The sequence below is a fragment of the Paenibacillus macerans genome (assembly GCF_900454495.1).
Lineage (GTDB): Bacteria > Bacillota > Bacilli > Paenibacillales > Paenibacillaceae > Fontibacillus > Fontibacillus macerans.
This window is the reverse complement of sequence record NZ_UGSI01000002.1, coordinates 910,096-934,208: the sequence shown is the minus strand read 5'-3', so window position 1 is coordinate 934,208 and position 24,113 is coordinate 910,096. Positions and strand designations below refer to the sequence as shown.

The window sequence follows — 24,113 nt, the reverse complement described above, 5'->3', positions numbered from 1 at the left end:
CCCTTTTCTTTCAATTATCGATTTCTGCCATCGAAAAAATCGGGTGATTTTTATCTTTTTCAGAAAGCAAGGGATCATTAACCGGCCAATCAATATTTAAAGCCGGATCATTCCATAGTATACCCCGATCATGCTCTGGGGAATAATATTCGTCCACTTTATACAAAACTTGGGTGTTTGGTACGAGAGTGCAGAAACCATGAGCAAATCCTTTAGGCACCAATAACTGACGTTTATTATATTCGCTGAGGATAACAGCGACCCATTGTCCAAATGTGCGAGAATCCCGACGAATATCAAGAATCACGTCATAGACAACACCTGAAAGTACTCTAATCAGTTTCGCTTGGGCCTTAGGATTTAACTGATAATGCAATCCACGTAATACTCCAGGCTCGACTGACAAAGATTGATTATCCTGAACAAAACTAGAACTAATACCAAGTTTTTGTAAAACGGCGTCATTGTAACTCTCCATAAAAAAACCCCGGTGATCCCCATGCACAACCGGATCAAGCAGCACGGCACCTTCCAACTTAAGCGGAGTAATCTTCATAACTAAGTATCCTCCCTAATTATATCTTAAAGCTTAAGCTTTACAACTCCTCACCAAACGGAGGCCTTTGATTATTTCATTCATATTATCTAATGCAGTAAATGTTCCCCCAACTTTCAGAGCCCGTTCAAAAAAGCACTATGCCAGTTTGTGAAGAGCAACGCAAGAAGCGAATTAGACTCTAATATTTAAAGTGAGATGTAGATGCCGTAAAAAACTGTTCAACTTCAAGACCGGCGCGATGAGGTTGAGCAGAGTTGCATCAAATAATTCGGCGCTCACTTTGGTCTGGAATTGGCTCAGGCTGCTGTGTTCCGGTGCATTTTCGTTTTTTACCGAATTTTATAAACTTTTCCCTCTTATTGTTTAGCCCCTCAGCCGTTCTCAGTATTGCTTTTCGTATTAAGTCTGGCTCCGGAACGAATTTAATTCGCACCAGCAGATCGTCTCGACAATCCCCGTTTCATAGATGAACTTCGGCTTTAGCCGATCTGTTCGTAAATTTTCGACGCTTCAATCGCATATCTGCGTTCATGACCCTGGCGGTCCTTCACAAAGGTGACCAGCGATTCCATCTTTCCAAGCTCCTTTAGAATCGCCTTGGCTACCTGAAGATTGGTGCGCTCGTTGGTGCCCCCGATAATATAATTCCCGCCATCCCCCCAGCCGATTACCAAGTTAACCGCATTGCAGTGATCCTCAACGTATAGCCAATCCCGTACGTTTGCCGTCGCCGCAAACTGGAAGCGACTCGTCCTCCAGGGCGTTCTGAATCGTGAGTGGAATCAATTTTTTAGTGGCCTCTGCTCAGAGGGTACCGTAGAACCTAATCCGTCGAATAATGAAACCTACACCCGGCTTCAGCCAACAAGGAGTAGTTATCATGTACAAATATATGTTCGATACTATGTTTGGCAAAAGTATGCTTATTATAAGTCACGCCAAAAAGTCTGGCGCCCGTTACCTCCATCTCGACTGTACCAGTTCTTTTCAGATTGCTAATTACATCTTCAATTTTCCAAACTCTTCTCCAAACAGAATGCCCTTCGCCAACTCGTTAGCTTTCATTAAGGAAGCATGAGTTCCTGCATCCGTCCACCAGCCCTTAAGAATGTCATACCCCAACTCATTCGCAGCGATATACGCATTGTTCACATCCGTAATCTCCAGTTCTCCACGGGTTGAAGGTTTCAGCGTCCGGATAATGTCAAATACCTGAGCATCAAACATATAAATGCCGGTAACCGCATAATTACTTTTTGGTTGCTGAGGCTTCTCCTCGATTGACACAATTTTGTCACCATTAAGTTCGGGCACACCATAACGCTTCGGATCCGGCACTTCTTGGATCAAGATCTTCGCCCCTTTTCCTTGCTGGCGGAAGCTTTGAACATAAGGTGCAATGCTATCGGAAAATACGTTGTCCCCCAAGATCACGACCATCGAATCATCGCCGACAAATTGCTCCGCAAGCCCGAGGGCCTGAGCAATGCCACCCGCCTCATCCTGTACTTTATACGTAAACGTAACGCCCATCTCTCGCCCGCTGCCGAGCAGATTGACAACGTCACCCATATGATCTTTGCCAGTAACGATTAGGATATCGGTGATGTCGGCTTCTTTTAGTTTTGCCACCGAGTGGAAGATCATCGGGTACTTGCCAACCGGCAGTAGGTGCTTGTTCGTAACTTTCGTGAGCGGATAAAGGCGGGAGCCCGTGCCCCCTGCTAGAATAATACCTTTCATTTTGTAAATTTCCCCTTTTAGGATAGAATATTCTTTACAATTCAATAATACTGGAGGTTCGGGTTATTAACAAAGAGCATTAATTACTTTTATAAGAATATCTTGACAAGATCACGCTTCCTGCCTTTCAATTAAATATTCCCATTTTCTGCTCCCTACTACATTATAGCAGAGATTGAGGACACTAAAGTGCCTGCCCCCTAAAGAATCTCCTATGTGGTTTCGACCAGTGACGTACTGACTAAAATTTTATGATAATCACTGCCACGCTGCCTTTAATCACACCAATACCTCTGGAACCATAAGTCAATGTAGATTGTACTTAGAGTGATATATAGAACATAACCTCTCTGGCATTTTACTTTTCTTTATTTGTTTTTTTGTTTTCTAACTGCACTTTGCTGTGAAAGCAACTCACTTCTGTTATGTTCATTAGCATAAATTCGAGCAAATTTTGCGAAGTACCACATATATTTCTTAATCGTCGCTTTTATATTTAATTGCAGATTCCGAGGAATCGTCATGCCTTTGTCCTTTACGAAATTTTTTAAGTTACGATTAATGCCTATCAGGAACGGTCCGAGGCCAAAACAAACAGGAAATATCTTCACGTAAACATCAACACAGGAGATTTTGACATCCATTATATTGTCAATCACCATTTGGTAACCGTTCATCAAGTCCATTTTATTGAGAATGATCACCTTTTGCCCCTCTTTGGCAAACAACAGGTTATGTGTGATACTGCCTGATATAGCCGCCATATAGTCACAGTTTCGCATATAATAAATCTGTTGACTTAGTGTCAACTGCTCAGGGGAAAGAATCTTGTATCCGTTCGCCGCAAATAATGATTCTATCTCGTCTTCCCCACGTTCCTTATTCAGCGCATCGGAAAATTTCCTACGTGTAAAGTATATATGCGAGTATGGTTCAAGGCCGGACACTTCGATATTTGATACAACAGTACGATAGATATTTTTGAATTCTTCGGTGTAGTATTCCCCTTGAATATAGGAGAACTCAGGAATGATGACTGAACGGAACCGCATCGGCTTCTTGACATCTATCAACTGCTCATCACTTAAGCCAAGCAAATGCATGAATTCCAGAAAGTTCCCCCACAAACTGGTCTGCTCGCCACCCCAATTCCAACCACAATACGCAATCCGGTACTTTTTTATATCCGGGAGAATATACCATAACCTTGATATCTGGTCACAGATAAAGTGCCCCCAATGGGACAGAAACGGCCCCATAAACACTACCGTTTCATCGCACTGTTGCACAGATTGCTTATCATATTCGTAAAAACCGCCGAAGACATGCTCATTCCTAGTATGTGATTCCTTGACGAATTGACCGTTTTCATCTAATACTCCTCCGAGCGCCCAAGAAACTGAGAGATCCCCCTTGGCCGGAAGAATAATACCGTTTTTCACCTCTTTAACATTCAAAGCTGCCTTCCTTAGATAGTCTTGTTTCTCATTTGCCCTGTACGCCTCAATGTTCTCTTTGCTAACATACAAATCGACATATTTCCCCATATCCCGCTCCCCACTACTTCTCAATGATTATTCCGTCGACATCCCATACGTGGCGCATGCTAACTACGCCCGATTCATTCATCTCTTCTCCCTTTATGGTTATAGCAATAATACTTCTGATAATGTCATGCTCCTCCCCATTGTTTCCATAGATATACACATTAAGAAAATACTTTCCGTTCAACAAATTGTTATTCAAAAAACGAAACTGAATGTGTCCCTCTTTTAAGGCTTGGAACTTCTTTTTTGAGTCACTTTCCGTAGACACCTCATAAACCGGTACACCATCATCCCTGACTAAACCAACAGTCACACTGATTGGCGTGCCGCTATTAATACTTCGATAGGCCATATTAATAGTAAACGGCTCTCCCTTATCAAAAACCTGCTTGGCATTTCCCTTATCATCTACTACTACAACATGCGAAATTTCCACATCGCCGTCACCGCTTCTACGAGAGTCAGGATCGTACTGCGGAGTAATATCGCGACAAGTAAGGTTACGATTCGCTTTCTTCGCATGCTCCACATCAACGCTACTGGAAATTAACCTTTGATACTCCATTTCCGCCCGTCGAATCCGCAGCTCTTCCATCGCCTCCAGATAATGAGAACAGACAACTCGTGGCGGTCCATCTTCCTTGATAATACCATTGTCAATCCAGATTGCCCGGTTACACAACTTTTCTACTTGGCCGGTTGAATGGGACACGATCACGATTGTCATCCCACTGTCCTTCATGGCCTTAATACGGTTAAAGCACTTTGTTTGGAAAGCAGCATCACCCACGCCCAAAATTTCGTCTACCAGAAGGACCTCCGGGTCAACACTGATAGCAACGGAAAAAGCAAGACGCATATACATGCCTGAGGAATACGTTCTTACTGGCGAATCAATAAAATCCTCTAACTCGGAAAATTTTATAATTTCATCCATCTTCGCGTCAATTTCCTTTTTGGTATAACCAAAAATGGACGCGTTCACATAAATATTCTCCCGTCCAGTCATATCTGGATGAAATCCCGCCCCTAATTCTATTAGGCTGGAAACTCTTCCTTTAATCGTTATTTCTCCTTCACTAGGCTTTAAGAGCTTGGAGAGCATTTTTAATGTTGTACTCTTACCGCAACCGTTCTTTCCGATAATACCAATAACCTCACCCTTTTTAACTTGAAAGCTGATTCCTTTGATAACCTCTCTTCGCTCAAATTTGGCCCGCTTGATATTGGAGAGGAGTCCTTTCAGCGTTTGACTCTTATCCGCAAAGATTTTGAACGATTTTTTCACATTTTTAACTTCAATCACTACATCTCCAGACATCATTAGCCTCCTGTATTTATATCTCTTCCGCAAAACCAGACTCAAGCTTCCGGAAAACAACTAAAGCAATTATCAACAGGACTACCGAAAAACCAGCTGCCATCCACAGACTTGGCATATCTGGGGATTCCTTATAGTAGAGAATTTGCCGGAACGCTGTGATCACCGGGGAGAGGGGATTTGCGGCCATAATAGATGCTAAAAAACCCTTCACCATACCTGGCTCAAACAAGACCGGCGTTACCCATACGCCCGCCATCAATAGCATCTGAACGATATACTGTACATCACGAAAGTAGACTGTAATTGCTGACAAAATAATGGTTATTCCCAACGCCATAATAAATTCGATCATAATCACTAGAGGAAGATACAACAACGCCTCCGGATTGAATCCTTGTCCACCGATAAAAATCAGCACAAATACAATGACAAAAGTCAGCAATAGATTAATAAATCGTGCGATTACTGTTGATATAGGGAGAATTTCATTAGGAAAATATATTTTACTAACAAGACTCGACTGTCCAACAATACTTCCCCCTCCCTGCTGCATGCATTCTGTGAAAGTAAGCCACGGCATCATCGCTACGACCAAGAACAAGTAATAATTTGGCACATCATGTTTAAAAACCTGAGAGAACACCAGGATATATACTAGTATTTGGGATAAGGGGAAAATCAAATTCCAGAAAAATCCAAAAACCGACCCCTTATACCTGCCTTTTAAATCTCTTTTGACAAGGCCAATAATGGTTCCTCTATATTGAATAATTTCCTTTAATCGATTAAACATAATATTCCTCCATATTATAAAGAAATCCCCTCAACCATTGCTCTGCCCTAAATCTTGAATCATCTTAACAACCCGGTTGTAGTTTGCACTCAAATGTGCCACTTGTTGATTTCGTTCCTCAAGAAGTTTCTCCAGTGTCCTAATACGTTCTACGACAATATTATAATTTTTACTCAAATCAGCAACCTGTTCATTTTTCTCCCGAAGCTCGGATTCGAGTTGTTTGACTTGTGTAACAACCCGATTGTAGTTCTCACTCAAGATCCCAACTTGCTTGTTCTGATGATTTAATTCAGCCTCCCAACCACTTCGGGGAGGTTGAGTAATCTCATATTGGCTGAGCTGATCGAATATCATAGATTTTTCTTCGTCCAGTACAGAATGCTTTTCTTTGAAAAAAATATCCGAGATTTTCTCAAGTACAGATACTTTATCTTGTGACAACCCAAATTCCTCCAAGAGACTCGTTAACGAGTAAAAGCTTTTCACAGTGGAACAAGTTGAGTATAAATATCCAATAGAGTTCATAATAGCATAATCTGTTGGGATTTGTCTGATTTCTTCCCATTCTTGATCGATAAGCGTGTATCCGACATCGTTCTGATAAAGAAGGTTACTTGCATTAAGATCCACAAGGCCATATCTTAAAACATATGTGGGTTCTGTGTACAGACCCTTTAGTTCATCAAGGACCGGCTGATCCAATACCACATGTTCGCTAATACTATAGAAATAATCTATAAGATTTTGAATTTCCTGACGAATGCCGTCTTTTCCGTTTTTCTCCCCCGCCAGGTCGACCAATTCAGAGATGGATTTTCCTTCAATATACTCCGCTTGCCATTCATCGTTTGATCTTTGAACCTTGCAAATTCTAATTCCATTTCCTGACATTTTCTCGTGAATCCTTTGATAATTTTCTAGATGCGCTTTGGCATTTGAACTTCTCGGACGCTTAACAAAACGTTTTCCTTCCCGTTCGATCGATATGATTTGATAGTCTTCAGTTCTTTTCGGCTGGAATTTGACAAATGTAATATCTGCAAAATGACTGTCATTTGTTCCGGCCTCAACCAAAAAACTGTTAGAAAAGAATCCAAACTGTCCATTTTTTATAATTCCTGACATTGCTTCCTGGATCGAAAAATTCACTGGATTACCATAGGTATAATTAGGTAATAGTGCAGCATCGGCGTAGGATAGCGGCTTATCGTCCGAATAGATCACAGATGGCAATTTGTAGTCCGGAAAAGGATAGTAAAACTTCGTCTTTGAAAAGCCGCAACTTCCCAGCAGTTCCTGCAGTTCCTGCTTTCCATATGTCCTAACATCCATTTTTGAATATCCAGTCAAAGACAGATATGGCTTCCCCAAGTGATCTTCATTTGCTCCCGCAAAGTACTTTATCCCATAGCGGTTCTCAATCGCTATAAGCAAAATACCATCTGGCTTAAGTAAATCCCGAATCATTTTTAAGAAAACTACGTCCTGTGGGTATTCCGAAAAAAATCGTCCTGCATACTCCAGAACGCCAATCAAAACTACATAATCAAATTTTTTTTCAAATGGAATATCAGCAATATTTCCAGCGTAGACTTCCAGATTATCTCTTTCCTTATGTCTTTCATACGTAATTCGTGCACGTTTTTGTGACTGATCAACAGAAACAACTCTTTTACTGGAATCACATAGCATACCTGTAATACATCCACATCCGGAACCAATCTCAAGTACTTCTTTGTTCTGAAATGGATACCATGATAAAATGTTTTCCCGCTCTTTTGTTGTTAAATAAAATAGACTATCTCTCGGGTGTTCAATCAGTTTTTCTCCGCGGTAATGAGCTAGAAGTAAATCTTCTTCCTTATCAACATACTGGTCGATCCCAGTAGAAAAACCTAAATGTAACGTTGCCACTTCATCCATCTCCTTTATAAAATACTTTTAGAGCTCTGGACAACCTGACGACCTTCATACTTCCCATGCTTCTCATAATGCCACAGAGGGTTAATCCCGCCTTCGCGAATATCAGGGTACAAGTTCAAATAACCACTTGTAGAAAACCGCGGGGACGGGTCGTTGCCTTCTTTAAATCCGACATACAGATAGTGTGCAGCAGGTTCGACACCTTTTACACGGGTCATATATTTCTTACGATACCAATGCTCATTGAAATAATAAGAATATCTGATGATATTCAAATCAGACAGTCTACTTTTATCCGTATTAACCATTTCATATATTCTTTTCAGTCCATGCTTATGAAGCCAAAGCAAATGACGGAGTTTTTTTCTCGTTATTGGTTTCTGAATCCCATGTTCATTTTTTATAAAAAATGAATAGACTTGTTCAATAAAGTCATTCATTTTAAAATAGTATTTATCCAGCGCAGTTGCGGCAAATGGGTTATTGCGGTATACCACACCCCATTTTTGTAAATATCTAACGATAATGTCTGTGGGAATATAAGACGAAAAGTTGTAAGGGAGCATTCCCGCAGAGACTTGAAAGTTGAACAAATGCTCATTTACTGTTACCAAAAACGGGCCATTACCATGAGTAGCCGGCATAAAAGTCGAATAAACATCAATATAAACTGCCTGAATATTTCTTGCCTGATGCACCAATTCCTGTGGATAGTTTGTGCTCTGCATTCGGTTGAGGATAATCACTTTACATCCATAACCTCCAAACAACAGATTATGGGTATTGGAGCCGCTTAGCCCAGCAACGACTTCAGCGTTCTTCAACAACGACACAAGCTTCGGTAGCGTCTCATTTTCCGGCGATACTATGTCAAATCCGTTTCTTCGGAAATTATCCTCTATCTCTTCCTCACCGATGGTATTGCCCATCTGCAGATTAGTACGGGTTAAATAGATCTTTTTGCTTGGACTCGTTGGAACGGAATTTTGGATTGCATCAAATGGAATTAAAAACTCTTGTGAATAGTAAAAATTCACCGTACGGGCCGTCGACAACATACAGGAAGGTCTAGGAACGATCACACGTCTAAACCTAGTCGGGCGATTCAGGAAAACAAGGTCATCCTGTCCGATTCCAAGCAAATCATGAAAAAGCCGAAAGTTACCATCCGGCTTATTATTGAGAAAAATACCAACAAGTCGGATCCCTTGAGCTTTACAATTCTCCCGCAAGTAATACCACAGCCGATTTGTCGATTCAAACAGGAAATGTCCCCAATGGTAAATAAAGCAACCATAATAGACCACTGTCTCGTCAATATATGTGCAATCATCCGGATTGACATCAGGACACTCCGCCATCGAAAGAGGTGCTTTTCCATAGTCCAAACCTTTATATAGTCCGGAAGATTTCACGAATCTCCCCTCTGCGTCCAACACGCCTCCACGATATCTATAGTTGCCAACCTCATCATAAAAAGCTTCCGCCGGAACGATGACGCCATTGTCAATCATTTCAACAGTCGGCTCCCAGTCTGGCCACAAAAAGTTATGTTCCATCATTTCCTGGTACTGGTCTGCTGTTTGCTCATTCAAAAACTGTAGATTATGTGTCATATAACAACCTATTCTATAGCTGAGAATGAGGGTCGTATTTTAGTTCTAGACTCTCGAATCACCAACTCAATCCCTTCCTCAATCCCAGTTTTCGGTTTCCACCCCGTACATTTCGTGATCCTTTCAATATTGAGAACATTTTTTCTAATATCACACTTACGACTTGAAGAATATTGAATGACCGGAGGCTTTTCCGGACTTAGCTTTTCGATTACCAAATTAAGAATCTCATTAATGGAATAACCAACCCCTGTGCCGACATTGAATATATTTTCGTCCCCTTCATAATTCAGGACTGCTGCAATTGCGTCAACAACATCATCAATGAAGATATAATCACGAATGTTTTCTCCGTCTCCCCATATAGTAATCGGTTCTCCATGCAAAACCCGATTCACTATGATTGGAATAAGTCCCTGCATACGGCCACTGTTGCTCATAAAGCCATAAGGATTACTCAAACGCACGGTCTGATAGCGAAGTCCATGCTGATTTTGGTATAACTCCAAAGTGTTTTCGATCATCATCTTGGTCAGAGCGTATCCACAAAAAGCATGTTTTGAGTCATCCTCCAACGCCGGGAATTCTCCTCCCTCCCCATACACCGTCCCCCCCGAAGATACGAAAAGAAGATTAACATTCCTACCTGCTATGTCTTCCAGAAGACGAATCGTTGAGAGAACATTGGCAGACACCTCGGGTGCAAGGTTTTCCGTACCGTCCTTAGCAAACAGTGTACTAACTAAGTGAATGATTGTATCGGCCCCATCTAAAAGCGGGGCAAAGCTCTCTTCTTCTGTAAAATTGAATTTCTTATAAGAAATATTATTCATTGCCTCAAATTCCGGGCTGTAAGTTCTATCCGCCACTAGCACATGATTATCTCTACTTAGCTTATTAACCAAATTCCTCCCAATAAAACCGTTTCCGCCCAAGACTACATATTTTTTCATCGATTATCCTCCGTAAAACGAATTATATTCTTCTCTACAACACTAACCAAATTTTTGGTGAATATTTCCTGAGAAAAATACTGCTTGTATGTCTTCCTACCCGACTTGCGAACATCATTCATTGTATCAAAGTTGCCAATAATGTACTCCAGTTTCTTTTCCAGCTCCGAAGCACTCTTACTACTAAATACAAATCCGTTTACACCGTCCTCAATATAGCGTGCCGTTCCCGTCATGTCAGAGCATAAGACAATCTTGGACATCATCATTGCCTCCGCCAAGACAACCGGCATGGGATCGTCAATAGATGGGACAACCACACAAGCAGTCTCACGGTAAATATCCATCAACTTGTCATAGGGAACTGGCTCGGATATTCTGACATTGGTTAGTTCTTTGGCTTTATTGTATACACTCCGATAGTAGAGTTCATCACCAACTTTGCCTATCAGCAGAAATTCGGCCTTTTCCGCAATAGCCTGTGGTAACATGCTTATTGCCTCCAACAATAACATCTGATTCTTTCTTATCTCAAAAGTAGCAGGAAATAGAAATAGTATTTTTTCCCGTCGAACGGTTATTTCTTTCAGGTCAGCCCAGTCTTTTACACCATATAAAAGCACTTCTGTATAATATTTCGGTCGATATTTCTCCAACATTTCCTGTGCATATCTACCGCCGCAATAGACGGAAATATTGCTCTTCAAATACCTAGGTAGATAGTTTTTGAGAAAATTATATCCCGTCCCACCATCATGGATCCACCATAGAAACGGAATATCCGAACCATTATAGCAGTTGATAAAGTTATGACTAACAATGGAGGCTACAAGCACAAGATCAAAGTTTTTCAACAAGTTGTCAATACCCGGTGATATGGACTTGGGTGTCTCGTTCGGGCGATAAGCTCTGTATTTTGATAGATCCTGATCAATAATAACCGGAATCTCTTCCGCCAAAATATCCTTCGACAAGGGGCCATCCTCCGGAGAAGCTACAACTGGAAAATATCCTTGATCCTTCAAGACTTTGGCAGCCTCAAATACAACCTGAGGGGAGCCAGTCCGGGACAACTCATGACTTACAAGCAGAATGTCTCCTTTCTCCCCCTTCAGCAGGTTTTCAGGGAGGAGCAGGCGATTCGGTAAGTTGTCACTGTCTGTACTGTATTGTAGCATGCTGTCTGTAAACAGGATGTCCCTTTTTAGAGCGGTGTGCCACTTTTTTATGATGTACAGATACGCCCTATCTCGCGGACTGGTATTTCTCTCGCCAATTCTTTCTTTATGAAGAAGAATACTTGTCGAAACAAATGCGCAGCGTAGGTTCTTGTTTTGGATTCTGAAACTAAAATCCAATCCGAAGTATCGATTCGGAGTGGATTTTTCATTTAATCCGCCAACCTGTAGAAAAACATCTTTTCGTACCGAAAAGCAGTACTGGCTCAGTACGCTAACTTCTCTGCTCATGTGAAGTGTTAGCGCACGGTCGTCTTTGCTATAAAATGATTGTCCCAAAAATGTACACTCATACAACTCACCGCCATGCTGACCGATCCGCCCCCCCATATAAACAGCTTTACCTTCCGAGTCGATCACAGCTGGGGAAACCGCTCCGATCCCCGGAAGATCCAAAACATCCAATAGGTGATTCAGCCAGTCCTGCTGCGCTATATACATATCGTCGCCTAGAAAAACAAGATATTCTCCCTTGGCTGCTTCCGCACCAAGATTGTATTTTTTTGAATAATTAAGAGGCCCATCATATGGGCAAAGAATCATCCGTTCTCCTAAGCCGGACATCGCTTCTCCGATTTCTTCCGATAATTCTGAGTTCGACACAATAACGATCTCAAAGTTAGGATACGCAGTATTCCGCAGCAGGTGTGGCAAACTACTCAGTATGGCAGAATGATCTGTTGCAATAATCACACTAACAAGTGGAATTTCACTCCGCCATTTGGATATAAAATTTTGTCCGTCTTGCTCAAAGATGAAAGCCGGATAGTTCATACGCCACATATGTTGGGATAATGCCTTTGCCCGACTAGATATCTCTCGTCGACGAGCTTCTGCTGTTTTTTCAACAGCGTATGTCGAATACAAAATCCGTTCAATGTGTCGAATTCCCCCCCCTCGCTTGGAGAGCCGTAGAGTCATTTCATAAAGTGCACAACTGTCAAATGCTTTTTCGAATTCTCCGCACTTCTGCAAAGTTGCTTTCCTGAACGCAGAGAAGTTCCCAGGGTAGGAAGACCTAATCATCAATAACGGTGACCAAGCTGGTTTGAAAAAGAAACTGAAATAATTGCCATTCTCGTCGACATAGCATTCATCCGAAAAAAGCAGGTCTACGTTGTCTCTTTCGTCTAAATTCTTTGCTGCCCAATACAGAGCGTCGGGCGTCAGTTGATCACCCATGTGCATAAAAATTATATAATCACCCAATGTTTTACTAAGAGCTTGATTGTATGCTTCCGCTCTACCTATTTTCTGCCCGTTTGACCCCAGCAGATGGAGGCGAGAGTCTTTTTCTGCTTCTCTACCAAAGAGATTTACCCCTCGCCTGTCCTTTGTTCCCAAATCAACCGCCCAAAGCTCCCAACGACCATAGATTTGGGACTGAACTGATTTTAATGTCCGCTCCAGCATGTTTATCTCAGTACGTTCCAAAAGCAGTATGATGCTAAAGTGAACGTTCTTTTGTAGTACCTCAATCATTTGTCCAATAACCGCTTCTGAGTACTCCTCCTGTTGTCGCCGGAAGAGCTTTCTTCCAGTGTTGTCCCCCGCAACGAAAACAGATCCAACGTAAGGTAGTTCTTCCATTTCTTCCTCTTCTTTTGTGACTACCCCATCTAAAAGCTGGCGTTTAGATGCTTTATTTTTAATTGCTTTTACAAAACCTGCCCAACCGAATTCCTTGAATACCGCGTAAGCTTTCCGAAAGGTCGCCCTGCTCCTGTTTGTATTGAAAAAGGCTTTAAAAACATCTATTATGAAGTTATAAAATTGGTTCATTAATTTCATAAATGAAACCTCCGCCAAGAATCTTCGTGAAACACCCTGTCAGTGTAGCAATTTCTCAAAGCCCAGTGCATACAGACTCACTTTAATCAAGCGGGGGGATTATAGGACGGAGGACGGCTGCGTAACTGTAATTTTATTTGTCTGCAGTCGTATACCCTGCCTGTCGAAAAACCTCCTAAGCGTAGTCCGCCCAGAAACTTAGCCCCGCAAATGGTATGAACAATATCCCCTTGCTCTCCTGAACGATGCGCAACACTGCTTCGATAAAGTCATTTCTATTTTTACCAAAGGACCAAGAGAATCACACAATAAAGCAATCACGCAACAAATCTCGGCAGGCCCGTTACACCAAAAGCTTCAATTTGTAGAGTTTCCGCATGAATTACCACAAGGACTTTCATCAAATCTTTATTGATTGTGACACACAAGTGCAGCAGTTTGCAATACTAATCAGGAGCAGAGCAGTATGCTCATGAGAAGCGGTGTTGCCCTCGAATCATGTTAGTTTTCCGAAAATGCTTCTAGTTACAAAATTACATTTTTTCTTTTAAATACCATAATTTAAAAAAACAATCTTTCATTGGACGCTTAGTAGAAGAAGAGCCCATCCTATGCTAAAATAATACCCGTATCTATTAGCAAAGGAGATAAATACGTGTCGAATCCAGTATACGGGAAAATGGCCGTAGAGTCGAGAATTCGGGAAAAGTTACCTGCGGCGTTATGGTTGTTATTAGTTGGCTTAATTATGTTTTTGGTTTGGGCTCCGTTCCAGGCTGGTGTGTTTAACGGTCTTGTGCTAAATTTTGAGCAGCCGATCTATTGGTCGGTTCTTGTCGGCAGCATCCTGCTGCTGGTGTGGGCTGCGGCTTTCTTCAAAAATATCAAGCTGGAAGACCAACGGGACTGGACAGCCCTGCTTGTACTCTTAATTCCCATAACTTACATTATCGCACTAATTTCGGCGGCAAGCCAGTACTTTGCTTCCAATATGGTGCTGATTCAATCGCTTTATGCCTTTATGTTCATTATGGGGCTTTATTTGCTGCAAAATCACAAGGCCAACCGGATGATTGAGACGACCTTGATTACGGTTGCTTACGTGATTGTGCTGTTCGGCTTATTCAACTGGCTCGGACAGGGAAGAACCGTGTCGGCCATTGTCGGCTGGTTCTCGGGAATTGTCGTTGATGGACAATACACGCAGGCGGTTTGGGTTGACGCAAACGGTCCACGTCTCGCATCTGTTTTCCAATATCCTAATACGTATGCCGCCTTCCTGATGGCCTTCTTCTTCATCGCCGTGTTCGGCATCACCCGCTCTAAAAAGTGGTACGGCCAAGCGATCCACGCATTTATGCTGGTACCGATGGTCCTTTCGATTTTGCTGACGTTATCGCGCGGCGGCCTGGTGTTCTTGCCTGTCGTCTTCGTCGTACTGTTGTTATTCCTGAAGCCGGCCAAACAAATCCTGTGGATTGTTTATTGCGTGCTGGCCGGTGTTGCCACGCTGGTGATCGCTAAACCGGTAACGAACCTCGGGCAGCAATTCCACCTGGGGCAAATCAATGATCCGGCCAAAGGCTGGTTTTATGTACTTGGCGCCTCGCTGGCGCTGGCCGTGATCGCATGGCTGATCCAGCGTTATGCAGCTCCTCGTTTGGAAAGCGGCCTTAGCAGATGGGCGGATAGAAAACTGTCCAGCCTGTGGCTGCCGGTCGTTTCCGTCGTTGTGGTCGGTATCCTGGCTTGGCTGTTCCTGGGCACGAACCTCAAGCATATTTTACCGGGCAACATTGGGGAACGTTTGGAAAATCTTAACCTGCAGCAGCACAGTTTCCTTGAACGGATGACATTCTATAAAGACGCCGTAAAAGTTCTTAAAGATTATCCAATCATCGGTGCAGGCGGCGGCGCATGGGCGTCGATTTTTGAAAAGTATCAAAACAACCCGTACTCCAGCCGTCAAGCGCACAGCTTTGTGATGCAGTATCTGGTCGAGACCGGCCTTTTAGGATTCATTATTTTTGTGGCATTTCTGATCTTTATTTTCTATAAATATATTCGCGGCTACATCAAAGCCGGTGAACAGGAACGTGACTCTTATTTTGCTTATTTCATTCTTGTTTTTTCGATTCTGATTCACAGCTTGATGGATTTCAATATGAGTTTTGTTTTTATCAGCATGCTTGTTTTCCTGGGTCTGGGCGGCATGGCGGCTGTGATGGACAACCGCCCGGTAGCCAAACTCAAGTTGAAGCCAGGCACAATGCGAGGCTTGTATAGCACGGTTATGGTGCTTGCCTCGATCGTGCTGATCTTTGTGTCGATCCGTTATATTGGGGCGAGCCAAGACGTTGTTAAAGCTAAAAACTTGTTCACCACAAGTAATGACTTCCAGGAAATTAAAACACCGCTGGATAAGGCTCTCAGCAAACGTGGAGATCACCCCGATGCGGTATTGTATATGTCCAGCCTTCTTCAAGCCGTGTACAGTCAGACGAAAGATGAGTCTTTTTACAACGAAGAGCTTAATTTACTAACAAATACGCTGAAAAAAGAGCCGTTCGACAAAAATATGTACAAGCAGCTCATGACGCTGTATCAATCCAATAGCGAAAACGATAAGGCATATGCCGTTCTTCGCGATAATGCCGATCGTTACGCCTATGATATGAATTGGTACGAACAGTTGATTGTGCAGTCTTATGAGCTAGGTTACCAAGCGCTTGGTCAACAGGATACTGCCAAGAAGGACGACTACTTCAAAACAGGACTTGCCGCATATCAGCATGTGGTTGCCGGGGTTGAACATTTGAAAACTCTGCCGAAAGGTCAATTGCAAGGAAATCCGTTTGAAATCACGCAACCGATGGTGCTAAACGCCGGTAAAATGCAATATATGCTGAACGATCCGGCAAAAGCTGCGGAGATTTTTAAAGTTGGCATCAAGGATGACTTGAATGATGGTACGAACCGTGAGATCGCCCGCTGGTATTTGGCAGCCTTGCAGAAGAACGGAACCACCGACCAGGCGGTATATGATCGCTTGCTGCAAATGGATCCAAACGAAAAAGGGGAAATTGACAAAATAACTCAGCAAAACTTTTAAAGCATAAAGAAAAACGGTCTCTCACTCAGGAGAGGCCGTTTTTTGATTTGCACTAACGATTTCCGTCATAAAACGAAGTAATTCATCCCGCAATTCCGGATTTTCCAGCGCATAATGGATGGTGGTTTGAATGAAGCCCATCTTCTCGCCCACATCATGCCGGGTTCCTTCGAAGTTATAGGCCAAAATTCGTTCCGTCTCACCGAGGCGCGAGATCGCATCGGTCAACTGGATCTCTCCGTTTACGCCTACTTGTTGTTCTTCAAGAATGCCAAAAATCGCCGGGGTCAAAATGTAACGCCCCATGATCGCCAAATTAGAGGGGGCCTTACCGGTTTCTGGTTTCTCCACCAGTTCATTGGCCAAGTAAACCCGCTCCTGAATCACCGTAGGATTCACAATCCCGTAACGGGACACCTCATTCCAGTCTACCGGCTGCACACCAACTACCGAAGCTTTATGCTCCTCAAACACGTTGATCATTTGTTTTAGGCAAGGTACCTCCGACTCGACGATATCGTCGCCAAGCAGCACGGCAAACGGTTCGTTGCCGATAAATTTCCGTGCGCACCAGATCGCATGTCCCAGGCCTTTTGGTTCCTTTTGCCGGATGTAGTGAATATCCGCCATCTCCGAAGATTTACGTACCTCTTCAAGAAGCTGAAATTTTCCTTTTTCATTTAGATTGTATTCTAGCTCAAATGATGTATCAAAGTGATCTTCGATCGCACGCTTACCCTTCCCCGTTACAATAATAATGTCTTCAATCCCGGAAGCGACCGCTTCCTCCACGATATATTGGATCGTGGGCTTGTCGACGATCGGCAGCATTTCCTTAGGCATGGCCTTGGTCGCCGGCAGAAAACGCGTCCCTAATCCGGCCGCCGGAATAATTGCTTTACGAATTTTCATTAAAATTTCTCCCTAATTGGAAAATAAATTGCAGATGTTGACATTATACCACATACATTGTACAAACATAGATACACGGACCTAGAGACATGCTCCCGATCCGCCCATTTTGTCCATTGTCTCTGATTTAGGTTTTGAATCCCCCCGCTAAAAATTCTCAAATCTAGCTACTCCCTTGAAGAAAAAGGGTTTATTCCGCGGCTCCGGTCCTGCGGAATAAACCCTAGAATAAACCCTTATTTGTGAAATTCGGTTATTTCAACCGGTTACCTGCCCGCCTTTTCCATAATGTTTCTCTCAATTTCATCGGGCGTGGGGTACCGGTCTTCTTTTTTGGAGACGACAATACTGGCCAGCATATTCCCGTATCTCAACGCTTCTTCGAGCGGTTTCTCCTCCAGCACGCTGTAAATGAAGCCGGCATTGAAGCTATCCCCGGCCCCCGTCGTGTCGTAAGCCTTTACAGGAAATCCGGCATGATGCACGGCTCCCGAGCGGGTATAAGCGCTCGCTCCCCGGCTTCCCCGCTTGACAATGATGGTATTGGCGCCTAAAGAAATCAAGTGCTTCGCGGCTTGATCCACCTCGTTCGCCCCGGTTAGATGCAAAATTTCTTCATCGTTGGGCATAAAGTAATCGATGTACGGCAGGAAGGAGATAATCTCCTGCCTGCTCTTTAAACTCCAACCATCGATGGCCGAGTTTGCATCGAAGAAAGTGATTTGACCGGCGGCTTTAGCCCGTTTCAAACAGGTTTGCGCCGCATCGGGACCAAATCCCGGAGCCAGGAAATAACCGTACAACAGCGTCGCACGCGCAAGGTCGAAGTCTTGCTCCCCTTCAACCGAAGCCGCGGTTAAATCGTAGGCGTTCCCTTTATAGGTAACAAAGTAGCGATCCCCGCCCTCTTTGACGATGGATACGGACAGCACCGTCCCTTTTTCGGTCCGGGCAAGCTCATTTTCTATCAATGGCGCTATCTCGTCGTAAATTTTGCTTCCGTAATCGTCTTGGCCCAAAAGGGAGATGACCCGTTGTTTGACGCCGAGCTTGGCCAGCGGGAAAATCGTGTTGGCCAGGCCGCCGGGCCGCAAAATCATCGTGTCGACCATATGTTCTTCGCCAAAGTCCGGCCGCTCTTTCACTTGGGCGAGGATCAGATCTGCGGTGATCACACCTACCAAATTAATCATCGAGGTTATTCCTTCCCTGTAACTTTCGTGATGATTTCAGCTTCCCCAGCGACCAGCCCCCGTTTCGCCGAGAGTTCGATGGCGGCTAACTGGATGACCAGCGAGTAAGGAATGGGGCTCACGTATTCGTGAACGGATGGAATTGCGAACGACATGACGCGTTCATGTCTAAGCTCTTCGTCGGAGACATAAAGCACTTTTGCCCCCAGTTCGGCCATTTCCAGAACATACTTTTTATTAGTTTCGTAAGTTGCTCCTTTAGGATTAAAGAAGATGGCTTGCAAATTCTCTTTAATCAATTCGAATGGACCATGCCGGAATTGCGGAGCCGAAGCGGCCTCGGCAAAAATCCGCGCCGTTTCCTTCAGCGTCAAGGAACCCTGCCGCGCCGTGTAAACCGAAGGCCCCCGGCCCAGCAGAACGAGCGGTTTCTCCGGGCTAATGAAATCGACGATCCGCTTCCGGTACTCCTCTTCTCTATTCAAATGCTCTTCAATGACGTCAGCCGTCCGATAAAGCGAATCCGTCAGATCGTTCCCCGTCATTTTAGAGCCCAATAGCAGCATCAAAGCCGCCGTCGTCGTAAAAGATTTCGAGGAAGCGATAGCTATTTCTTTTCCCGCATGCGTGAGCAGAACCTCCCGGGCCAAACCGGCCAAAGAACCGTCCGGGGAGTTGGTGATGGCCGAGGCCAAGGGGTAGCGCTTGGCCAGTTCCTTGGCCTCGAAGCTCTCCCCGCTCTGCGAAACGATGTAAAGCTGATGCTTGTCCAGGAAAGAATCGGGATAATAGTATAAAAGTTCGGAATTGTCGATAGCCGACGCTTGAATGCCGTGCAGGTTCAAATAAGAGACAAGCAGTTCGGAAGCGGCCAGGGAGCTGCCCATGCCCGTCAACAACAGCGGCTTGTCGCCGGCCGCGCTGACGGAAATATTGTTTCGAATCGTCTCCCGGATCGCCTCCGGTTGTTGTTTAACCTCGTTGAAAAATTGACTCATAATCCTCATCCCTTCTCAGAGCCTTCCGACAGGCCGCTGATGATGTATTTTTGTAAGAACAAAGCCAAAGCAATCGGCGGCAGCGATGCCAGCAATCCGCCGGTAATCTGCATGCCGAAGTCGATCATGCCGCGTTTCGAAAACTCGGAGATCGCCACCGTAATGGTCTTGGCGTCATAAGTCGAAGTGAATATGCTGGCGAACATAAACTCGTCCCAGGCGATCAGCAGCACGAATATTCCGGTGGCCACCAAGCCCGGAAGCGATAGCGGCAGCAAAAACTTGAACAAAATGCCGAGCGGCGATACGCCGTCGATTTGCGCCGATTCTTCCATAGACCTTGGAATCGAACGGAAATACGTCTGCATCATCCAAATGACGTACGGCAGGTTAAAGGCCATATAGATCACGATAAGCGCCGGCTTATGGTTGATCATCCCCATTCGGGCGAAGATCACGTACAGAGGGATCAGCAGCACCACTTCCGGCACCATCCGGAAGCCAAGAATCGAGACCAGCAAGGCGTCCTTGCCGCGAAAACGGAACCTGGCGCAGGCATACGCCGCAAACATCCCGATGAACAGCGTCAGCAGGGTGGAGCTGAGCGCGACGACCACGCTATTTTTCATCGCCGTTAGAAAGGGGGGCAGGCTGCCGTCGCTTGCTTCACCGGAGAACACTCTCGAGTAATTGTCAAAAGTCCATTCCGCAGGCCACAAGTGAAGGGTTTTCGCGTTCAGATCCCCGCTGGAAGAGAAGGTGGCGATCACCAGCAGGAGCAGAGGCAGCGCCGTAAACAGCATGATAAGAGACACGCCGACATATATCCAAAACTTCTGAGCTCTTGTTCTCTCCATAGGTCACTCCGCTTTTTTGTATAGAATTTTGATGTAGATAAAGGCGAATATCAGAATAAAGATCGACATCACAAACGCTATGGACGAGCCGTAACTGAATTTGCCGAACATCATGGAGGACTGATAGGTCAGGAAGGACAGCACTTGCGTTCCCCCGGCCGGGCCGCCCCCGGTCATGATATAAATAATGTCGAATACTTTGAAAGCTTCCATCGTCCGCATGATCAGCGCGACCAATATGGCCGGACTTAAAAGCGGAAGCGTGATGCTGAAAAATCTCCGGAACGCCGAGGCCCCATCGATTTTGCCTGCTTCATAGGCCTCAACCGGGAGGGACTGCATCGCCGCCAATAAAATCAGAGTCACGAAAGCCGTATTTTTCCACACATCGGCGATAACGATGGCATTCATTGCCGAGAAGGAGGAGCCCAAAATATTAAAGTAACCATCCGTAATGCCAAGGGCCGCCAGCAACACGGTGACCGTTCCATGATCCGGGTCATACAGCCATTTCCATAGGACCGCATTGACAATCGTCGGCAAGGCCCAAGGAATCAGCATAAAACCTCTGACAAAACCTCGTCCCGCAAATTTCTCATTCAAAATCAAGGCAAACGCCATGCCAAGAATGAACTCCAAACCTACCGAGGTCACCGTAAAATACATCGTTCGGCCGACGGCCTGCCAAAAGGAAGCGTCGGACAGCACTTTGGCGAAATTCTCAAAACCTACGTAATCCCAAAGTTTCGGATTGTCCAGTTTGTGCACATTTTTGGTCAAGTTAATAAAGCTGATAAAGATCGCGTAGATCAAAGGAAGCAGGGTCACGCCGAGAATAACGAGAAAACTGGGCAGCAAATATCCGAAAGGCCGAAGTTTTTTGATCATTTGATACCTCCACATCCATATGAGACTCCGCAGGTTTGATGGGAAGTCCCGCCGGAGCGGGACCCGTTTAATTGCCGTTGGCCGCAAGCTGTTCCGTCGATGCCGCCAGCTCATCAAGCGCGGTCTTCGCATCCTTTTGACCCGTCAATACCGCCTGGAGAACAATCTGCATGTTTTTGGAGAATTCATTGTAGGAATCCAGCGAAGGGCGGGAAATCACCTGCTCCAGCTGTTTCTCCATATCCTTCAATGCCGTAAAGTTCTGATTGAGATCGGCGTCGCTGTAGAGGTCCTTCCAAATCGGCAGAGAGCCGGCTTCAAGCGATTGCTGCTTTTGAACCTCCTTGCTGCCCAGGTATTCGATGAACTTCCAAGCGGCGTCTTCATGTTCCGATTGCGGAGTAATCGCCAGATACATGGACCCGGTAGCCGCCGTATGCGGGGCTCCCTCGGCCGCCGGAACCATCCCCACCTTCACCTTGCCTTTGACTTTGGAATCGCTGCCGTTCAATTCGCCCCAGTAAAAGGACCATCCGGCAACAAACGCCGTTTTCCCGTTTTTAAAGGCATCCAGCACCTGACGGTCGTTGTAGTTGATCGACGCCTTGTCGATCACTCCGTTTTTCATGGAATCCGCCATGAACGTGAGCGCCTGCACCCCCTTTTCGTCATTGAACGCCGGCTTACCCGCTTCATCCAAGAACTTTCCTCCGAAGGAGCCGAGGAATTCGGCAAAATAAGCAACGAGGCCTTCATTGGCGCTCCATCCCCATGCGCTGGCCGAACCGGGGGTTATTCCTTTCTCCTGCAGAGCTTTCGACATCGCAGTGAACTCGTCCCAAGTCACCGGCGGGTGATCGAAACCGGCCTTCTTTAACAGTTCTTCGTTATAGTAAAAGAACACGACATCGTTAAACATCGGTACGCCATAGATCTCTTCGCCCAGGCTGGCGATTTGCAGGCTCGCCGGCAGGATGCCTTGCTTCATCTCGTCGGTGTAGCGGTCGGTCACCGGAAGAATGAATCCGGCGTTGGCATACTCGGAGGTCCAGATTTCATCGACGTCCACAATGTCGTAAGCCGCGTCGCCGCTGGCGTTAAAGGAGGCCAACTCCTTATCGTGCAACTGATCGTACGCTACATGATCCAGAACGACCTTGATGTCCGGGTTTTTCGCATTGAACTCCTCCACCGCTTTCTCCCGGAAGCCCGCAAAGTCATCGCTCGACAAAACGCGAATCGTTTGAACACCGCCGTCATTGGCGCCGCTTGCCGGTTTTCCGCCGGAACACCCGGCGAGCAGGGACGGAATTAGCACAAGGGACATGATACCGAGTAATGACTTTTTCATGAAATAACCCCCATTGATATGTTAGTTTGTTCTAAGTACAAACAAATTGAAAGCGGCGCGGCTCTTCATTTCAGAGCCTCTTGCTGACTGAACTTGAATTTTTTTAAGACCATAGAAACTACCGCTATATGTGTTCTGGCTTCCTTGAAAGTACGTCGATAAAAGCTTTTTCTTATAGATCCTCCGCATCCTGCAGCTGCTGGAATACGTAAGCGACTGCTCCCAATCCGCCCGCATCCCTGCCCAGGCGGGCCAGCTTAATCTCCGTGCGGATTGGCGTGAGTTCAGACACCTGCTGGCGGATATCCTCAATTACGGCGGACATGGAGCCGGATACGCCCCCGCCGATAATCACTCTCTGCGGATTCAGCAAGCTTGCGATATTCGCGATGGTGATGGACAAATATTGCACAAATTCGTTAATAACGCGAGCCGCCTCAGGCTCTCCCCGGGTGTAGCGAACAAAAAGTTCTTCGGGAGATACCCCGCTTTTCTCCAGAGCGAATGCCGAAATTTGCTGCTCGAACGCTCCCGTCTGTCCGGGACGGTTCCGTCTGTTTTGGGCCAGGTCCTCCCGATCGATAAAACAGTTGATTTCCCCCGCCGAGTAACGATGGCCTTCAATTAATTCGCCGTTGGCGATAATAGCGCCGCCCACCCCGCTTCCAATGGCTATGAAGAACATATTGTCCGTTAACCCCTCGCTGCCCAGCCATCTTTCGCCTAATGCGGCAAAATTGACATCGTTGTTGACATATACCGGAAACGGAAAATAGGTTTTCGCCTTCTCAATCAGATTGATGTTGCCCCAGTTCAAAGCGGGCACGTCGAGGAGAATCCCTTCCCTGCTGTCCACAATCCCCGGAAGCCCGATCCCCATGCCGAGGATACGATCTTTTTCAATCCCGGATTTTTGAATAAACGATTGAACCAGATCCAAAGTCTCTTCTACGGTAGCCGTTGTTTTGCATTCTTCCTTATGCTCGATCTCACCATCAAGGTCGGTCAGTACGATCAGGGTTCGAGTCCGCCCGATATCGACGCCGATGCCGTATCCCGATTTAGGGTTAAAGCCCAGTTCGATTCCCCTGCGGCCCCCATCCTTGGTAGAGTCGCCCAACCCCGTCTCCACAACAAACTTTTTCTTGATCAGCTCATTGACGATGGAGGTGACCGTAGATCGGCTTAAACCTAATTTTTTGGCTATTAAAGCTCTGCTGATTTTTTTCTCGCTGCGGATCATTTCCAGAACCAAATTCCGGTTGATCTTCTTGATCAGATCTAAACTTCCGGTTCGATTGTACAACCTCTC

General features: G+C 45.2%; 17 protein-coding genes and 1 pseudogene. 1 reads left to right on the top strand and 17 read right to left on the bottom strand.

Features of this window, described 5'->3' with window-relative positions; translation table 11 throughout:
• Positions 1–10: 10 nt before the first annotated feature.
• The 10 genes and pseudogenes from rfbC to DYE26_RS27125 form a co-directional block, all read right to left on the bottom strand.
• On the bottom strand, positions 11–556 hold the full coding sequence (gene rfbC / locus DYE26_RS27170) for a dTDP-4-dehydrorhamnose 3,5-epimerase (RefSeq protein ID WP_036619437.1): 546 nt from the start codon (positions 554–556) through the stop codon (positions 11–13).
• 435 nt (positions 557–991) lie between these two features.
• Positions 992–1,351 (bottom strand): annotated as a pseudogene (locus DYE26_RS27165) (GDP-mannose 4,6-dehydratase); the annotation flags it as partial.
• Positions 1,352–1,558: 207 nt separating this feature from the next.
• Entirely contained in the window at positions 1,559–2,302 is a 744-nt protein-coding gene (locus DYE26_RS27160; protein ID WP_036619435.1) for a sugar phosphate nucleotidyltransferase, read from the bottom strand.
• 368 nt (positions 2,303–2,670) lie between these two features.
• Entirely contained in the window at positions 2,671–3,849 is a 1,179-nt protein-coding gene (locus DYE26_RS27155) for a glycosyltransferase family 61 protein (protein WP_036619434.1), read from the bottom strand.
• A gap of 13 nt (positions 3,850–3,862) precedes the next feature.
• Complete coding sequence (locus tag DYE26_RS27150) at positions 3,863–5,170, bottom strand: ABC transporter ATP-binding protein (RefSeq protein WP_036619433.1); 1,308 nt, start codon at positions 5,168–5,170, stop codon at positions 3,863–3,865.
• A gap of 16 nt (positions 5,171–5,186) precedes the next feature.
• Positions 5,187–5,966 carry an ABC transporter permease gene (locus DYE26_RS27145; protein ID WP_036619432.1) on the bottom strand — a complete coding sequence of 260 codons (780 nt, stop codon included), beginning with the start codon at positions 5,964–5,966 and terminating at the stop codon, positions 5,187–5,189.
• A 30-nt stretch (positions 5,967–5,996) separates the two neighbouring features.
• The gene (locus DYE26_RS27140) at positions 5,997–7,883 is read right to left on the bottom strand and encodes a methyltransferase domain-containing protein (RefSeq protein WP_051985234.1); all 1,887 of its coding nucleotides are present in this window, start codon (positions 7,881–7,883) and stop codon (positions 5,997–5,999) included.
• 14 nt (positions 7,884–7,897) lie between these two features.
• The gene (locus tag DYE26_RS27135) at positions 7,898–9,508 is read right to left on the bottom strand and encodes a glycosyltransferase family 61 protein (protein WP_036619431.1); all 1,611 of its coding nucleotides are present in this window, start codon (positions 9,506–9,508) and stop codon (positions 7,898–7,900) included.
• 8 nt (positions 9,509–9,516) lie between these two features.
• Positions 9,517–10,461, bottom strand: a complete 945-nt coding sequence (locus DYE26_RS27130; RefSeq protein WP_036619430.1) for an NAD-dependent epimerase/dehydratase family protein — start codon at positions 10,459–10,461, stop codon at positions 9,517–9,519.
• Positions 10,458–13,490, bottom strand: coding sequence for a glycosyltransferase (locus DYE26_RS27125; protein ID WP_036619429.1), 3,033 nt, complete (start codon positions 13,488–13,490; stop codon positions 10,458–10,460). The genes DYE26_RS27130 and DYE26_RS27125 overlap by 4 nt, the downstream gene beginning before the upstream one ends.
• Positions 13,491–14,145: 655 nt before the next feature.
• Here DYE26_RS27125 and DYE26_RS27120 point away from each other — a divergent pair.
• Positions 14,146–16,602: an O-antigen ligase family protein gene (locus tag DYE26_RS27120; protein ID WP_036619428.1), complete on the top strand. Its 2,457-nt coding sequence runs from the start codon at positions 14,146–14,148 to the stop codon at positions 16,600–16,602.
• Between the two features lie 21 nt (positions 16,603–16,623).
• On the opposite strand, the gene galU is transcribed toward DYE26_RS27120, so the two are convergent.
• From galU to DYE26_RS27085, 7 genes are all read right to left on the bottom strand, one after another.
• A complete protein-coding gene (gene galU, locus DYE26_RS27115; RefSeq protein ID WP_036619427.1) occupies positions 16,624–17,514 on the bottom strand; it encodes a UTP--glucose-1-phosphate uridylyltransferase GalU in 891 nt (296 codons plus the stop codon).
• A gap of 266 nt (positions 17,515–17,780) precedes the next feature.
• On the bottom strand, positions 17,781–18,707 hold the full coding sequence (locus tag DYE26_RS27110) for a carbohydrate kinase family protein (RefSeq protein WP_036619426.1): 927 nt from the start codon (positions 18,705–18,707) through the stop codon (positions 17,781–17,783).
• Positions 18,708–18,712: 5 nt separating this feature from the next.
• Positions 18,713–19,705 carry an SIS domain-containing protein gene (locus tag DYE26_RS27105; protein ID WP_036619425.1) on the bottom strand — a complete coding sequence of 331 codons (993 nt, stop codon included), beginning with the start codon at positions 19,703–19,705 and terminating at the stop codon, positions 18,713–18,715.
• 5 nt (positions 19,706–19,710) lie between these two features.
• Positions 19,711–20,562 carry a carbohydrate ABC transporter permease gene (locus tag DYE26_RS27100; protein ID WP_036619424.1) on the bottom strand — a complete coding sequence of 284 codons (852 nt, stop codon included), beginning with the start codon at positions 20,560–20,562 and terminating at the stop codon, positions 19,711–19,713.
• Positions 20,563–20,565: 3 nt separating this feature from the next.
• Entirely contained in the window at positions 20,566–21,450 is an 885-nt protein-coding gene (locus tag DYE26_RS27095; protein ID WP_051985233.1) for a carbohydrate ABC transporter permease, read from the bottom strand.
• Positions 21,451–21,517: 67 nt separating this feature from the next.
• Complete coding sequence (locus DYE26_RS27090; RefSeq protein WP_036619423.1) at positions 21,518–22,801, bottom strand: extracellular solute-binding protein; 1,284 nt, start codon at positions 22,799–22,801, stop codon at positions 21,518–21,520.
• 172 nt (positions 22,802–22,973) lie between these two features.
• Positions 22,974–24,107: an ROK family transcriptional regulator gene (locus DYE26_RS27085; RefSeq protein ID WP_036619422.1), complete on the bottom strand. Its 1,134-nt coding sequence runs from the start codon at positions 24,105–24,107 to the stop codon at positions 22,974–22,976.
• Between the last annotated feature and the right edge of the window lie 6 nt (positions 24,108–24,113).

Coding starts and splice junctions, on each gene's coding strand:
- DYE26_RS27150 (WP_036619433.1), bottom strand. CDS start 5,170: ATGTCTGGAGATGTAGTGATTGAAGTTAAAAATGTGAAAAAATCGTTC.
- DYE26_RS27145 (WP_036619432.1), bottom strand. CDS start 5,966: ATGTTTAATCGATTAAAGGAAATTATTCAATATAGAGGAACCATTATT.
- galU (WP_036619427.1), bottom strand. CDS start 17,514: ATGAAAATTCGTAAAGCAATTATTCCGGCGGCCGGATTAGGGACGCGT.
- DYE26_RS27090 (WP_036619423.1), bottom strand. CDS start 22,801: ATGAAAAAGTCATTACTCGGTATCATGTCCCTTGTGCTAATTCCGTCC.
- DYE26_RS27135 (WP_036619431.1), bottom strand. CDS start 9,508: ATGACACATAATCTACAGTTTTTGAATGAGCAAACAGCAGACCAGTAC.
- DYE26_RS27160 (WP_036619435.1), bottom strand. CDS start 2,302: ATGAAAGGTATTATTCTAGCAGGGGGCACGGGCTCCCGCCTTTATCCG.
- DYE26_RS27130 (WP_036619430.1), bottom strand. CDS start 10,461: ATGAAAAAATATGTAGTCTTGGGCGGAAACGGTTTTATTGGGAGGAAT.
- DYE26_RS27110 (WP_036619426.1), bottom strand. CDS start 18,707: ATGATTAATTTGGTAGGTGTGATCACCGCAGATCTGATCCTCGCCCAA.
- DYE26_RS27155 (WP_036619434.1), bottom strand. CDS start 3,849: ATGGGGAAATATGTCGATTTGTATGTTAGCAAAGAGAACATTGAGGCG.
- DYE26_RS27100 (WP_036619424.1), bottom strand. CDS start 20,562: ATGGAGAGAACAAGAGCTCAGAAGTTTTGGATATATGTCGGCGTGTCT.
- DYE26_RS27095 (WP_051985233.1), bottom strand. CDS start 21,450: ATGATCAAAAAACTTCGGCCTTTCGGATATTTGCTGCCCAGTTTTCTC.
- rfbC (WP_036619437.1), bottom strand. CDS start 556: ATGAAGATTACTCCGCTTAAGTTGGAAGGTGCCGTGCTGCTTGATCCG.
- DYE26_RS27105 (WP_036619425.1), bottom strand. CDS start 19,705: ATGAGTCAATTTTTCAACGAGGTTAAACAACAACCGGAGGCGATCCGG.
- DYE26_RS27125 (WP_036619429.1), bottom strand. CDS start 13,490: ATGAAATTAATGAACCAATTTTATAACTTCATAATAGATGTTTTTAAA.